At 58.8% G+C, this 14221-nt stretch carries 16 protein-coding genes; 12 read left to right on the forward strand and 4 right to left on the reverse strand.

Annotated features, from left to right (window positions below; translation table 11 throughout):
* Entirely contained in the window at positions 1-1302 is a 1302-nt protein-coding gene (locus FFB58_RS14180; protein ID WP_138370243.1) for an inorganic triphosphatase, read from the reverse strand.
* 238 nt (positions 1303-1540) lie between these two features.
* Here FFB58_RS14180 and FFB58_RS14185 point away from each other — a divergent pair, with 238 nt between their 5' ends.
* Both FFB58_RS14185 and FFB58_RS14190 read left to right on the forward strand, forming a co-directional pair.
* Positions 1541-2161, forward strand: coding sequence for a TIGR04211 family SH3 domain-containing protein (locus FFB58_RS14185; protein WP_039031844.1), 621 nt, complete (start codon positions 1541-1543; stop codon positions 2159-2161).
* Positions 2162-2222: 61 nt separating this feature from the next.
* On the forward strand, positions 2223-3464 hold the full coding sequence (locus FFB58_RS14190) for a multifunctional CCA addition/repair protein (RefSeq protein ID WP_138370244.1): 1242 nt from the start codon (positions 2223-2225) through the stop codon (positions 3462-3464).
* Between the two features lie 10 nt (positions 3465-3474).
* On the opposite strand, the gene bacA is transcribed toward FFB58_RS14190, so the two are convergent.
* Positions 3475-4293 (reverse strand): undecaprenyl-diphosphate phosphatase, encoded by an 819-nt coding sequence (bacA, locus tag FFB58_RS14195; RefSeq protein ID WP_039031758.1) that lies wholly within the window; start codon positions 4291-4293, stop codon positions 3475-3477.
* A gap of 105 nt (positions 4294-4398) precedes the next feature.
* Positions 4399-4767 (reverse strand): bifunctional dihydroneopterin aldolase/7,8-dihydroneopterin epimerase, encoded by a 369-nt coding sequence (gene folB, locus FFB58_RS14200; RefSeq protein WP_039031757.1) that lies wholly within the window; start codon positions 4765-4767, stop codon positions 4399-4401.
* 107 nt (positions 4768-4874) lie between these two features.
* Between folB and plsY the strand changes: the two genes are divergently transcribed.
* The 9 genes from plsY (at position 4875) to ureG (ending at position 11186) form a co-directional block, all read left to right on the forward strand.
* Entirely contained in the window at positions 4875-5489 is a 615-nt protein-coding gene (gene plsY / locus FFB58_RS14205; protein WP_039031756.1) for a glycerol-3-phosphate 1-O-acyltransferase PlsY, read from the forward strand.
* A gap of 212 nt (positions 5490-5701) precedes the next feature.
* A complete protein-coding gene (locus FFB58_RS14210; protein ID WP_138370245.1) occupies positions 5702-6529 on the forward strand; it encodes an urease accessory protein UreD in 828 nt (275 codons plus the stop codon).
* 10 nt (positions 6530-6539) lie between these two features.
* Positions 6540-6842 carry an urease subunit gamma gene (locus tag FFB58_RS14215; RefSeq protein WP_039031754.1) on the forward strand — a complete coding sequence of 101 codons (303 nt, stop codon included), beginning with the start codon at positions 6540-6542 and terminating at the stop codon, positions 6840-6842.
* A 9-nt stretch (positions 6843-6851) separates the two neighbouring features.
* On the forward strand, positions 6852-7166 hold the full coding sequence (locus FFB58_RS14220; RefSeq protein ID WP_039031753.1) for an urease subunit beta: 315 nt from the start codon (positions 6852-6854) through the stop codon (positions 7164-7166).
* Complete coding sequence (gene ureC / locus FFB58_RS14225) at positions 7159-8862, forward strand: urease subunit alpha (protein ID WP_138370246.1); 1704 nt, start codon at positions 7159-7161, stop codon at positions 8860-8862. Before FFB58_RS14220 ends, ureC begins: the two co-directional genes overlap by 8 nt.
* A 9-nt stretch (positions 8863-8871) precedes the next feature.
* Positions 8872-9336 (forward strand): urease accessory protein UreE, encoded by a 465-nt coding sequence (ureE, locus tag FFB58_RS14230; RefSeq protein ID WP_138370247.1) that lies wholly within the window; start codon positions 8872-8874, stop codon positions 9334-9336.
* A gap of 9 nt (positions 9337-9345) precedes the next feature.
* Positions 9346-9885, forward strand: a complete 540-nt coding sequence (locus tag FFB58_RS14235) for a HupE/UreJ family protein (RefSeq protein WP_138370248.1) — start codon at positions 9346-9348, stop codon at positions 9883-9885.
* Complete coding sequence (locus FFB58_RS14240) at positions 9885-10559, forward strand: urease accessory protein UreF (RefSeq protein ID WP_138370249.1); 675 nt, start codon at positions 9885-9887, stop codon at positions 10557-10559. Before FFB58_RS14235 ends, FFB58_RS14240 begins: the two co-directional genes overlap by 1 nt.
* A gap of 9 nt (positions 10560-10568) precedes the next feature.
* On the forward strand, positions 10569-11186 hold the full coding sequence (ureG, locus tag FFB58_RS14245) for an urease accessory protein UreG (protein ID WP_039031748.1): 618 nt from the start codon (positions 10569-10571) through the stop codon (positions 11184-11186).
* A 47-nt stretch (positions 11187-11233) separates the two neighbouring features.
* Here the strand turns inward: ureG and FFB58_RS14250 are convergent, their stop codons facing one another.
* Positions 11234-13216 (reverse strand): S8 family serine peptidase, encoded by a 1983-nt coding sequence (locus tag FFB58_RS14250; RefSeq protein WP_138370250.1) that lies wholly within the window; start codon positions 13214-13216, stop codon positions 11234-11236.
* Between the two features lie 332 nt (positions 13217-13548).
* On the opposite strand from FFB58_RS14250, the gene FFB58_RS14255 reads away from it, so the two are divergent.
* Positions 13549-14214: a response regulator transcription factor gene (locus FFB58_RS14255; protein ID WP_138370251.1), complete on the forward strand. Its 666-nt coding sequence runs from the start codon at positions 13549-13551 to the stop codon at positions 14212-14214.
* Positions 14215-14221: the final 7 nt, after the last annotated feature.

Genomic DNA, 14221 nt, shown 5'->3' on the forward strand with positions numbered 1-14221 from the left:
TTAACGTTTTCCGCTGTGCAGCCAGAATGGCTCCTGCGAAATGGCTTCGTTACGGAAATGCTCAATTTCAATGTGCTGGCGGGTCTTGATGGCATACAGCAGCCCCTGCCAGTTTTCCAGCCAGGCGCGGGCCACCGGGCCGTCGTACGCCCCTGACAGAAGCAGCATGCTGTCGACGTTACGCGCCAGACGAATCAGCTGATCGCCATACTGGTCGCCCAGCGGATGGGCGAAAATGGTTTTCAGTTCCGCCGCGTGGCGGGAGAGCTGGATATCGGCGAAACGCTTGAAGTTATCGGCAATTTTGGCCTGCGCTTTTGCATCCAGGAAGGTACGCCAGCCGCGGGTCACCAGAAACTCGGTCAGCGCCAGTTTCGCGGTAGCGGTTTGCGGGCTGTAGACCGCCGTCTCGGCAGAGACATCCGACGCCATCAGGGTTTCGGTCTGGGTCAGCAGATCGCGTAAGTGAGCACTCGCTTTACGTGGAACAATACCGCCGAACAGCGTCAGGCTGTGGCGCACCAGCGCCATCGCCGCCAGCACCTCGGCTTTCGCCCCTTTCACGCCGCGGACCCACAGCTCTTCGTGGTACTGCCACTGGCTCAGCGCCAGCTCCAGCGAGGCTTCAAACCCCTGCTCGATGGACGATTTAGGCGCGACACGCATAATCTCAAGCGGTTTCAGGGTGCGCGGCGCATTGCCCTGGGCCAGATGATAGCCACGGGCCGCCTTGCTCAGGCTCCCCTGACGCAGACCGCTCTGGGTCACCAGCTTGCGCGCCAGCTTCAGCACGTCATCGGCGTGGCCTTCCAGCAGCTCAAGCTCCAGCTCGCAGATGGGTTCCTGGAACTCACCCGCTTTCACCTCGCCCCGGTCGAGGGCGATTTCGATGCGGCTTTTCCCTTCGTTCACCAGCCACTTTTCGCGCCAGAAATCGGTGCTGAACAGCGGGCTGGCGCTCTCCTGCAGCCCTTCAGGCAACTGGCCTTCCGGCCACACTTCCGCCGGGAAGCGCGCCAGATCCAGCGCAGGCTGGTCAATTTCAATATTGTATTCCGGGCGCTGATGCAGGCCGCCGACCACGCGACCGGCGATTTTCATGGTCATCTCGTAGCGACCATCAACACCGCGAATGCGCAGCCCCATATCATGGCGACGCAGCCACAGGTCCTGGGTTTCGTAATAGATGTTGAGCAGTTGCACCGGCTCGTGATGTTCACCTGTCAGCTGGTGCAGATGGTTTTTCAGCGCGTCAACGCTGTCATTTTCAACGATAAACTTTAATTCGATTTCCTGAGCCATGGCCTTGTTCTTTTGATTGCAGCACTGCGGGGTAAATTTAGGCGAACTTACTCGCCAGTTTTTTGTCAGTAAATAGTATTTTGCGCCAGATTGCCACGCAATGAGCAATTTGACGGCCGTAGAGTTTGCGAAAGTGGCAAACAGTACACGGAGGATTCCGAATGCTGACGAATCCTTTGCGTGGAGAAGCCGTTACCACTACTATCGTTCCACTTTTTATGAAAATAACGACTGCCTGATGCTTAAATTACGCCTAATCGGACTGACATTACTTGCCTTTAGCGCCGCGACAGCGGTTCACGCTGAAGAGAAACGCTACGTTTCTGACGAACTGAATACCTGGGTACGCAGTGGACCGGGTGACAATTATCGCCTCGTGGGTACGATTAATGCCGGCGAGGAAGTGGTGCTGTTACAGAGCAACGCCGACTCCAGCTATGGCCAGGTGCGCGACAGCAGCGGCCGTACCGCGTGGATCCCGTTGAAAGAGCTTAGCACCAGCCCAAGCCTGCGCACCCGCGTGCCGGATCTGGAAAACCAGGTCAAAACCCTGACCGACAAACTCACCAACATCGACGCCACCTGGAATCAGCGCACGGCTGAAATGCAGCAGAAAGTGGCCCAGAGCGACGGGGTGATCAACGGTCTCAAAGACGAAAACCAGAAGCTGAAAAACGAGCTCATCGTCGCCCAGAAAAAGGTGAGCGCAGCCAACCTGCAGCTGGATGACAAACAGCGCACCATCATCATGCAGTGGTTTATGTATGGCGGCGGCGTGCTGGGTATGGGTCTGCTGCTGGGTCTGGTGCTGCCGCATCTGGTGCCGAGCCGTAAGCGTAAAGACCGCTGGATGAACTAAATCGCTATCTCTGCCACACTTACGTATTATTTTGCCAAATTTTGATACGGGAGAGTGTGGCGTGAAGATTTATCTGGTCGGTGGTGCGGTTCGTGATGCGTTGTTAGGTCTGCCGGTCAAAGATAAAGACTGGGTGGTGGTGGGAGCCACCCCTCAGGAGATGCTCGATGCGGGCTACCAGCAGGTAGGCCGCGATTTTCCTGTCTTTCTGCACCCCCAAAGCCGCCAGGAGTATGCTCTGGCGCGTACCGAACGCAAATCCGGCGTCGGCTATACCGGTTTCACCTGCCATGCCGACCCGGACGTCACCCTCGAAGACGATTTGCAGCGCCGCGACTTGACCATCAACGCCCTCGCGCAGGATGAAGACGGCCATATTATTGATGCCTACGGCGGTCAGACGGATCTGCAAAACCGCATTCTGCGCCATGTTTCCCCCGCTTTTTCCGAAGATCCGCTCCGCGTACTGCGCGTGGCGCGTTTTGCTGCCCGCTATGCCCATCTGAGCTTCCGCATCGCCGATGAAACCCTGGCGCTGATGACCGCGATGACCGAAGCAGGCGAGCTGGAACATCTTACCCCCGAACGCGTGTGGAAAGAGACCGAGAACGCGCTGACCACGCGCAATCCGCAGGTTTTCTTTCAGGTGCTGCGCGACTGCGGGGCGCTGAAGGTGCTGTTCCCGGAACTGGACGCGCTGTTTGGCGTACCGGCCCCGGCGAAGTGGCACCCCGAGATCGATACCGGTATCCATACCCTGATGACCCTGAGCATGGCGGCGATGCTCAGCCCGGAGGTGGATGTCCGCTTTGCCACCCTCTGCCACGACCTCGGCAAGGGATTAACCCCGCCTGAATTATGGCCGCGCCACCACGGCCACGGCCCGGCGGGCGTGCGTCTGGTGGAAAAGGTCTGCCAGCGGATGCGGGTGCCTAATGAGATCCGCGATCTGGCGAAGCTGGTCGCCGAGTTCCATGACCTGATCCACACCTTCCCGATCCTCAAACCGGCCACCATCGTTAAGCTGTTCGACAGCATTGACGCCTGGCGCAAGCCGCAGCGCGTGGAGCAGATCGCCTTAACCAGCGAAGCCGACGTGCGCGGGCGCACCGGGTTTGAAGCCTGCGATTATCCGCAGGGGCGGTTGCTGCGCGAAGCGTGGATCGTGGCGAAAGCCGTGCCGACGAAAGCGGTGGTCGAGGCCGGATTTAAAGGCCCGGAGATTCGGGAAGAGTTAACCAAACGGCGGATTAAGGCGGTAGCGGACTGGAAGGAAAAGCGTTGCCCCCAGCCTGAAGACTGAGGGCGGGCAATCAGAAAAAGACCACGTAGACCGCAGCCGCCACGATAAAGCGATAGATGGCGAACGGGATAAACGAGATGCGCTTGATCAGCTGCAGGAAGGTTTTGATGGCGATCAGCGCCACGATAAAGGCGGTGATAAAGCCCACCGCAAACATCGGGATGTCGCCGGCGGTCAGGAAGTGGTAGCTCTTGTAGAGGTCGAGCGCGGTGGCGCCCATCATCATCGGCACCGCCAGCAGGAAGGAGAACTCAGAGGCCGCATAGCGGCTCACGCCCATCAGCATCCCGCCTGAAATCGTCGCCCCGGAGCGGGAGAAGCCCGGCCACAGCGCCAGACACTGGAAGCAGCCAATCATAAACGCCTGACGGTAAGTCATGTCGTCCAGACCCGGTGCGCGCGGCTCTTTCGGCTTCAGCAGCTCGGCGGCAATCAGCAGGACACCGCCGACCACCAGGGCATACATCACGTTAATCGGGTTAAACAGCGACTTGATGGTGTCGTGGAGCACCAGCCCCAGCACCACCGCCGGGATCATGCCGAGCAGAATGTGCAGCAGCGTCAGACGCCCTTTGCCGGAACCTTCATGCGGCGGATGACCAAAATGAATGCCAATCAGGCCGAACAGGCGACGCCAGAACATCACCACCACCGCCAGAATGGATCCTAACTGGATCACCACTTCAAAGGTTTTCGCCGTTTCGCCCTCGAACCCCAGCAGGTGGCCGACAATGATCATGTGGCCTGTACTGGAAACCGGCAAAAACTCTGTCAATCCTTCGACCACACCCAGTATTGCTGCCACCAGCAGGGAGTGCATATCGCTCATCAATAAACCCCTAAAAAGACAGAAAAAACGGGTTACCGCGAGGGTAACCGTAAAAGGAACAGCTGTAAGACTGATTTAACAGGAATTGGTTTAACGTTTATACCGTTAAATATTTCCTTTCAGATTTTGGCTACGCTCAATAATGACGCCGACGTTGGCGGCCCGCGCCACTGCGCCAGGCTTGCTGAGTTTGATGCGCACCCATGGGGAATTGAAGCGGCTCAGCAGCAGCTCCGCCACCTCTTCCGCCACGCGCTCCACCAGCGCAAAACGCTGGCCTTCCACGTGGCTGATGACCGCTTCACTCACGTCGGCATAGCTCAGACAGTCGTTCACATCATCGCTTTTTGCCGCGGCGACGTTATCCCAGCCCATTTCGATATCGAACACGAGTTTCTGTTCGATGGTCTGTTCCCAGTCATACACCCCGATAGTGGTGATTACCGAAAGTTGCTCTATAAATACTATATCCATCACGACCTGCCTGGTTTTTGGCTAAACCGGATACCACTCCCGGCGAATTATGCGTATTATCCACAGATGCTAAGTACAAAACGACATTTTCAAAACGGAACAGCGTTATGAGTGCAATCGCGCCTGGAATGATCCTCCTCGCCTACCTTTGCGGCTCAATTTCCAGCGCCATTCTGGTCTGCCGTATTGCCGGGTTACCCGACCCACGCGTAAGCGGTTCCGGGAATCCGGGGGCGACCAATGTACTACGAATTGGCGGCAAAGGAGCAGCCGTAGCGGTTTTGATTTTTGACGTTCTGAAAGGAATGCTTCCCGTCTGGGGCGCGTATGCGCTGGGCGTCACGCCGTTCTGGCTGGGGCTGATTGCGATTGCCGCCTGTCTGGGCCACATCTGGCCAGTATTCTTTGGTTTTAAAGGCGGAAAAGGCGTCGCCACTGCCTTCGGTGCCATTGCGCCTATCGGCTGGGATCTGACCGGCGTGATGGCCGGCACCTGGCTGCTCAGCGTGTTGCTTAGCGGTTACTCTTCTCTTGGCGCCATCGTCAGCGCGCTGATTGCCCCGTTTTATGTCTGGTGGTTTAAGCCGCAGTTTACCTTTCCGGTGTCGATGCTCTCTTGTCTGATCCTGTTGCGTCATCATGACAATATTCAGAGGTTGTGGCGCCGCCAGGAGACGAAGATCTGGAGCAAGTTGAAGCGGAAGAAGAAAGAGCCGCAGTAGGGTTTTAGCGGCACCGGTGTTGAGCGACGGAGAAGCCGGGTGGCGGCTGCGCCTTACCCGGCCTACTGACACACAACATGCACCATCCGTAGGCCCGGCAAGCGCAGCGCCGCCGGGCATTGCGGCACCCCATCCATAAGCGACTCATATGACAGCCTTCATTTCCGCCAGGGCATACTAAAAAGACCCGACGGCGAGCAGATGGATGAAGCATGTCAGCAACTCAGGCGCATGAAAAAACAGCGAAAGGCTGGCAGGCATCCCTTGCGCTGCACTTTTCCCACACGCCTGAAAAAACCCTCCTTCACTCTGCCCGCCACGTCGGGCCGCTCACCGTGCAACGCCCGTTCTATCCCGAAGGCGAAACCTGCCATCTCTACCTGCTGCATCCCCCTGGCGGGATTGTCGGCGGGGATGAACTGGCGATCGGGATCCATCTTGAGCCCGGAAGCCATGCCCTGATCACCATGCCCGGCGCCAGCAAGTTCTATCGCAGTACGGGCGCGCTGGCGCGGCTGGATCAGCACTTCACCCTGGACGAGCAGGCAACCCTCGAGTGGCTGCCGCAGGACACGATTTTCTTCCCCGGCTGCAACGCCGCCCAGCGCTCGGTGTTTCATCTCCAGCGCAGCAGCACGCTGCTGGCCTGGGAACTGTTTTGCCTGGGCCGCCCGGTGATCAACGAGGCCTTTAGCCACGGTCGAATTGAGAGCCGCCTCGAAGTCTGGCTTGAGGGCGAGCCGCTGTTAATCGAACGCCAGCATCTGGCAGACGGCGATCTGACGCCGGTGGCGGAACATCCGTGGATCGGCACGCTGCTGTTTTATCCCGCCAGTGACGCGCAGCTGGAGGATGTCCGCGCGCTGCTGGCCCCGCTGCAACAGGTTGCCGGAGCCACCCTCACCGACGGCCTCCTGTCGGTGCGCTTTCTTGCCCATGACAACCTGATTTGCCAGCAGGCGATGCGTGAGATCTGGCAGCACCTGCGTCCGCAACTTACCGCCAGAGCTCCCTGCTCGCCACGCATCTGGCACACCTGAGAGAAGCACGATGGAACTGACCCCCAGAGAAAAAGACAAGCTGTTGCTGTTTACCGCCGCGCTGGTGGCGGAGCGTCGCCTCGCCCGCGGCGTGAAGCTCAATTACCCGGAATCGGTGGCCCTGATCAGCGCCTTCATTATGGAAGGGGCGCGCGACGGGCAGACGGTTGCGGAACTGATGGAAGCGGGCCGCCATGTCCTGACCCGCGCGCAGGTGATGGAGGGCGTGCCGGAGATGATCCCGGACATTCAGGTGGAGGCCACCTTCCCGGACGGCTCCAAGCTCGTCACCGTCCACAACCCGATCCTCTGAGGGGGCAGCATGATCCCAGGTGAATATCAGATACAACCCGGCCAGATTGTTATTAATGCGGATCGCAAAACCCAGACGGTGATCGTCGAGAACCACGGCGACCGCCCGATCCAGGTGGGATCCCACTACCACTTTTATGAGGTGAACCCGGCGCTGAAGTTCGATCGTGAGGCGACCCGAGGCTACCGGCTGAACATTGCCGCAGGCACCGCCGTGCGCTTTGAGCCGGGGCAGAAGCGTGCCGTCACGCTGGTCGAGGTCTCTGGCGCGCAGCGTATTGTCGGCTTTCGCGGCGAGGTGATGGGCGAGGTTAACCATGGCTGAAATTTCGCGTCAGGCCTATGCCGACATGTTTGGCCCCACCACCGGGGATAAGGTTCGTCTTGCCGACACCGAACTGTGGATCGAGGTGGAAAACGATCTGACGATCTACGGCGAAGAGGTGAAGTTCGGCGGCGGAAAAGTGATCCGCGACGGCATGGGCCAGGGGCAAATGCTGGCCCGGGAGTGCGTGGATCTGGTGCTGACCAACGCCCTGATCGTCGATCACTGGGGGATCGTCAAAGCCGATATCGGCGTGAAAGACGGCAGGATCTTCGCCATCGGCAAGGCGGGCAACCCGGACATTCAGCCCGGCGTGACGATCCCGATTGGCGCGGCCACAGAAGTGATCGCCGCCGAAGGGAAGATCGTCACCGCAGGCGGGGTCGATACCCACATCCACTGGATCTGCCCGCAGCAGGCGGAGGAGGCACTGGTCTCCGGCGTCACCACCATGATCGGCGGCGGCACCGGCCCTGCCGCAGGCACCAATGCCACCACCTGCACGCCGGGCCCCTGGTATATCGCACGCATGCTGCAGGCCATTGATACCCTGCCGGTGAACGTCGGCCTGCTGGGTAAAGGCAACGCCTCAAACCCGGATGCCCTGCGCGAACAGGTTGCAGCCGGGGCGATTGGCCTTAAAATCCACGAGGACTGGGGCTCAACGCCTGCCGCCATTGACTGTTCCCTGACCGTCGCAGACGAGATGGATATTCAGGTGGCGCTGCACAGCGACACCCTCAACGAGGGCGGATTCGTGGAAGACACCCTGGCGGCCATCGCCGGGCGCACTATCCACACTTTCCACACCGAAGGGGCGGGAGGCGGCCACGCGCCGGATATTATTACCGCCTGCGCGCACCCGAATATTCTGCCCTCCTCCACCAACCCGACGCTCCCCTACACCGTCAACACCATCGACGAACATCTGGACATGCTGATGGTCTGCCACCATCTCGACCCGGACATCGCCGAGGACGTGGCCTTCGCCGAATCGCGCATTCGCCGGGAGACCATCGCCGCCGAAGACGTACTGCACGATATCGGCGCATTCTCGCTCACCTCGTCGGATTCCCAGGCGATGGGCCGGGTGGGAGAAGTGATTATCCGCACCTGGCAGGTGGCGCACCGCATGAAGGTCCAGCGCGGCCCGCTGGCGGAGGAAACCGGCGATAACGATAACCTGCGCGTGAAGCGCTATATCGCCAAGTACACCATCAACCCGGCGCTGACCCACGGTATCGCCCATGAAGTCGGATCGGTTGAGGCCGGAAAACTGGCGGACCTGGTGGTCTGGTCCCCGGCCTTCTTCGGCGTGAAGCCCGCCACCATCGTCAAAGGCGGGATGATCGCCTGCGCGCCGATGGGCGACATTAACGCCTCGATCCCGACGCCGCAGCCGGTGCACTACCGGCCGATGTTTGGCGCGCTGGGTGCCGCCCGTCACGCCACCCGCCTGACGTTTCTCTCCCGGGCCGCCGCCGATAACGGCATTGCGCAGCAGCTGAACCTGCAGAGCGCCATCGCCGTGGTTAAAGGCTGCCGGACGGTGAAAAAGGCCGACATGATCCACAACGGCCTGCAGCCGAACATTACCGTGGATGCGCAAACCTACGAGGTGCGCATTGACGGGGAACTGATTACAAGCGAACCGGCAGAAATCCTGCCGATGGCGCAACGCTATTTCCTGTTCTGAGGAGCCTTTATGATCACCTTAACCCAACGCCTCGATCATCCCCATCCCGTTACCGCACAGGTGACGCTGCCCATTGATGTGCGGGTAAAGAGCCGCGCCCGCGTGGTGCTTAACGATGGCCGCGACGCCGGTCTTATACTGCCGCGCGGTCTGCTGCTGCGGGGCGGCGACCTGCTTGCCAGTGACGATGGTCATGAAGTGGTGGAAGTCATCGCCGCACCGGAGCCGCTATCGGTGGTGCACTGCGCCGATCCGTTCCTGCTGGCCCGCGCCTGCTATCACCTGGGCAACCGCCACGTTCCGCTGCAGATCATGCCCGGCGAGCTGCGCTATCACCACGATCACGTGCTCGACGAAATGCTGCACCTGCTGGGTCTGGACGTGGCCTTCGCCACCCTGCCCTTTGAGCCGGAAGCGGGCGCTTATGCCAGCGAAGGGCACTCACATTCGCACTCACACGCTCATTCACATTAAGGACTCACCATGCGCAAGTTGTTACCCCTGCTTCTGCTGGCCTTCTCTCTGCCCGCGCTGGCCCATCCGGGACACGGCACCGACAGCTTTCAGGCAGGCTTTTTCCATCCCCTGACCGGGCTTGATCATCTCCTGATGTTGACCGGCGCGGGCGTGCTCGCCGCCCTGAGCGGCCGCAGGCTGCTGATGCCCTTTGCCACCCTCGGCATGATGCTGACCGGTGCCGTTGCGGGCAGCCTGTTGGGCGGCTTTAGCGGCATGGAGATGCTGATCATCGCCTCGCTGGCGGTGTGTGGCGCCATGATGTTCAGAACCGAAAACCGCCTGCTGCTGGCCGTGCCTCTGCTTGCCATGTTCCACGGCTGGGCGCACGGCGTGGAGATGGCGGGCCACAGCTTCTGGTTGTTCACCAGCGGCTTTATGCTCGCCAGCGCCGCGGTGCTGTGCGCAAGTTTTGCCGCAGGCATGCTGCTGCGCCGCCACGACGGGCTGCGTAAAATCTTCGGCGGCGGGCTTATCGCCTCTGCCCTGCTGGCGCTGATGAGCTGATGCAGTCGTCCCGCCAGTGGCTGCGCCTGATGCAGCTCTCCAGCAGCAGCCTGCCGGTGGGCTCTTTTACCTGGTCCCAGGGGCTGGAGTGGGCGGTGGAAGCGGGCTGGGTCACGACGGCCGACGCCTTTAAGCGCTGGCAGTGCCAGCAGATGGATCAGGGCTTTTTCTGCGTCGATCTGCCGCTGTTTTACCGTCTGTACCACGCCTGCGAGCTGCACGATATCGCTGCCGCCTCGCGCTGGACGGCGTACCTGCTCGCCTGCCGGGAGACCCGGGAGCTGCGCGAAGAAGAGCGCAACCGCGGGGCGGCGTTCACCCGGCTGATTAAGCACTGGGAGCCGGACTGCCCGCCCGAATGGCTGTCGCTCTTTGCCCGCAGCCAGCTGTGCGGGATGGCGTGGCTCGGCGTTCGCTGGGGTATCGGCATGCGCGAGATGGCGCTGAGCCTCGGCTACAGCTGGATCGAGAGCGCGGTGATGGCGGGCGTGAAGCTGGTGCCGTTTGGGCAGCAGGCCGCCCAGCAGCTGATTATCGAGCTCTGCGATCGCTATGCCGACGGGCTGGAGCAGGCGCTGCTGCGCAGCGATGACGAGCTGGGGGCGGCCACCCCGCTCGCCGCTATCGCCTCGGCGCGACACGAAACACAATATTCACGGTTATTCCGTTCCTGAGGAGTCTCTATGTCTGAGTACAAACACCCCCTGCGCGTGGGCGTCGGCGGCCCGGTGGGTTCGGGTAAAACTGCCCTGCTGGAAGCACTGTGTAAAGCGATGCGCGACACCTGGCACCTGGCGGTGGTCACCAACGATATCTACACCAAAGAGGATCAGCGCATCCTCACCGAGGCGGGGGCGCTTGAGCCGGAACGCATCGTGGGGGTGGAGACCGGCGGCTGTCCGCATACCGCGATCCGCGAAGATGCCTCGATGAACCTGGCGGCGGTGGAAGCGTTAAGCGAGAAGTTCGGCAATCTGGATCTGATCTTTGTGGAGAGCGGCGGCGACAACCTCAGCGCCACCTTCAGCCCGGAGCTGGCAGATCTGACGATCTACGTGATCGACGTGGCGGAAGGGGAGAAGATCCCGCGCAAAGGCGGGCCGGGGATCACCAAATCCGATTTTCTGGTGATCAACAAAACGGATCTCGCCCCCTACGTCGGTGCCTCGCTGGAGGTGATGGAGCGCGACACCAACCGCATGCGCGGCGACCGCCCGTGGACCTTTACCAACCTGAAGGCGGGTGACGGGCTGGCGACCATCATTAGCTTCCTGGAAGAGAAAGGAATGCTGAAGGTGTAATAAAAAAGCCTGGCATTACGCCAGGCTGCTTCCGTTATTAACAGCTGTTATTTACAGCTGTTTCCTGATGCGCCCTGCTCGCGCCATGCGCCCCAGGTACCGCCCTTGCCCGGCTCTTCCTGGCCCGGGTTCACGTACCACTGGTTAAACCAGATTTTGCCGTTGTGCGACACTTTGGTGCATTTTTTCGGGTAGGCGATTTTCGGGTTATAGGCCGCCACATCGCTGGCAGGTGCCGCCGGTTTGCTTACCTTGATGGTCATGCTGTCCTGGGCAGTACGCCCGTCTTCACCGGTGGTGGTAAGAGTATAGGTGACCTCGCCTTCCGTATTAGCCGGGATGACCGCATAAGCGTGAGCATTGTTCACGCTGCTGACCAGGCTGCCGTTCAGCTTCTCCTGCAGCCAGAACGTACCGGAACCTTTGGTCACGCTCCAGGTAAAGGACTTCGCGTTCAGGCTCTGGCTGCCGTCCAGCGGATAAGTACTTACGCCGGTGGTGGAGGAAACCATGGTGTGATCGGCACCTGCCGCTGCGGTCGGTGCTGGCAGGACTTTATCGCCGTCCTTCAGCGCCAGAATGCGGGCTACGGCACGTTCCATATCAGGCTGGGTACCAATTTTTGACGAATTATCCCCTGCCAGCGGCGTGCCAGTTTCCTGCAGGATCTGGCGCATCTGCACCGGCGTCACGGTAATGCCGTGCGCCTGGGCAATACCAGAAAGACTTGCCACTACGCCTGCAATAATAGGGTTAGCGGAAGAGGTGCCGGAGAAGGTAGCGGTGTATTCCGCATTGGTGCTTTTGTACAGATCGCCGCCGCCCGTGGTCGCGACGTCCCAGCATCCCCAGGATGAACTGGTGACGCGGGAGCCGTAGGTGGTGAAGTAGGCTTTCTTACCGTCTTTGGCGCAGAATGCCCCGGCAATGATGGCCCCGGAATCGCGCGTATTCACATCAAATTTGCCGTTGAATGCCGGATGGTCAAGGTTAACGCTGCCGTTGCCTGCCGCTTCGATCACGTACACGCCTTTGTCGGTCAACGCCTTGATGATGTCGTAATAGCTCTGAACGTTTTCCTGCGGCACATAGCAGGCGTTAGTGTTACAGCCCGTGATTTCGCCACCGCCGGTCTGCATCCCCATCTGCACCACGTCGCCCGCTTTCAGCAGGGGGATCATGTTGTAGAGGTTGTTATATTGCCATGCGGAGAAACCTACCCGGCTTTTCCAGCTCAGACCGCGCACGCCTGCGCCGATGTCTTTCGCCGCCATGATGCCGACGGACGCAGTATCGTGGTCGTCACCGACACGATAGCGGCTGTCGCCCTTGGTCAGGGCCGGGGTTGGCAGGTTAATATGGCTGGTATTCCAGATATAGTTCTCCATGGAAATAATCGTCACACCGTCGCCAGCATTACCCGCATATTGGTTTACGCTGTCGCGGTTAACGCCCCCCACATAATAACCCTGGCGTTTATCAGTTGGCGATTTTGCATAATCCTGCAGCTGACGAAAATCGGGTACAGCGGCATCACCGACGGTATTTTGCAATGAGGATGTCAGTAACGGCTGCGTTTGCCCTTCATCTTTATTGTATTTATCAAGCGAGACCGGCAGCGTTTCGGGATAAACAAGTTCGATATTCTGGTTTTGCTCCAGCTCAGCGATCACGCTATTAATATAGGCTTTATCGGTGCTTTTGTTTTCCGGCAACTCGATACGCAGATAACGATCGAAGCCATATCGTGCATTAAGCTCTGATAATTCATCAGACTGGCTGCTGCGTAAATTATTGGACCGGAACATGGTGGTAGGCACCAGCGTAGGGTCGCTAAGGGTTAATTTGCTCGCTGTCGTGGTGGCAGGCGTGCTGGTCGATTTCAGCAGTGGCTTGCTGGGCTTAAGCTTTACCACAATCGCTACATAGGATTCACCTGTCTGAGCCAGTTCAGCCTGCGGTGCCGTTTCGGCCCAGGCTGAAGAGGTGACTGCTGCGCAAATTAACAGTGAGAGAATACTTTTTTTCATTTTAGCCAACGTTCCTTTATGACATATAATTAATAACCTTCCTGATTTTCAGCATGAATGAAAAATACCCCATGGCCAATGAGAGCCTTCTTTTAAAAAATAAGAATACTCTCGCTATGAAATTTTCAGCCGTTAATAACAGCCTGCCAGAATATGTCAACGTGAAGCGAGGATAAAAATAACCAAATTCGTTGTGCGGAATTTAAAAAAAGATAAAGCAAGTCCAGTTTACGCTATTAATGTTTTTACATCACCAGCAAGTTACTATTCTCTTCCTGTAAAATATCTGCCTGCTATTTCCATTAATGTCGCGTGAATACATCAGGAATCCAATGACTATTAAAATTGCAATTGCGGATGAACATACCCTTATTCGCCGGGGACTTCACGCTATGATCATAAACCGCACCACGCACGGTGACGATACCGTCCCTGGGATCTTTTCCATCTCGGGTGAAGCGGCGGCGACGAGCGAGTTACTCACCCTGCTTGCCCGGCATCCAACAGATATTTTACTGCTGGGGTATACGCTCACCCGTTCACTAAATGATATGGAGGGGCTGACGCTGGTGAAATGGTTAGGGCATCACTATCCGACGCTTAAAATCATTATGCTTTCGCCCGACACCAACCCGCTGATCATCCGCCTGGCGCTGGAGGCGGGAGCCAGCGCCTATCTGAGCCAGCATATCAATGAGACCATCCTCCGCCAGGCGATTCAGTCGGTAATAAGCGGCGAAGTCTTTGTTGAGCACTCGCTGATGAACACGCTATTCCACAAAAGAGCGGCCAACGAAGCCCTTTCGCCGCGGGAGACGGAAGTGCTGCGTTTGATCTGCAAGGGGCTTAGCCTGACGGATATCTCACGGCGTCTGCATCTGAGCATCAAAACCGTGAGCGCGCATAAAATGCGGGCGATGGAGAAGTTGGGGGTCAGTAACAGCTGCCAGCTTTACTGCCTGCTCGCCAAAACCCGGATGTTTGATATCGCTCTCTGACATCCGG

The sequence above is a fragment of the Enterobacter sp. MF024 genome (assembly GCF_005843915.1).
In the GTDB taxonomy this organism is placed as follows: domain Bacteria; phylum Pseudomonadota; class Gammaproteobacteria; order Enterobacterales; family Enterobacteriaceae; genus Enterobacter; species Enterobacter barmai.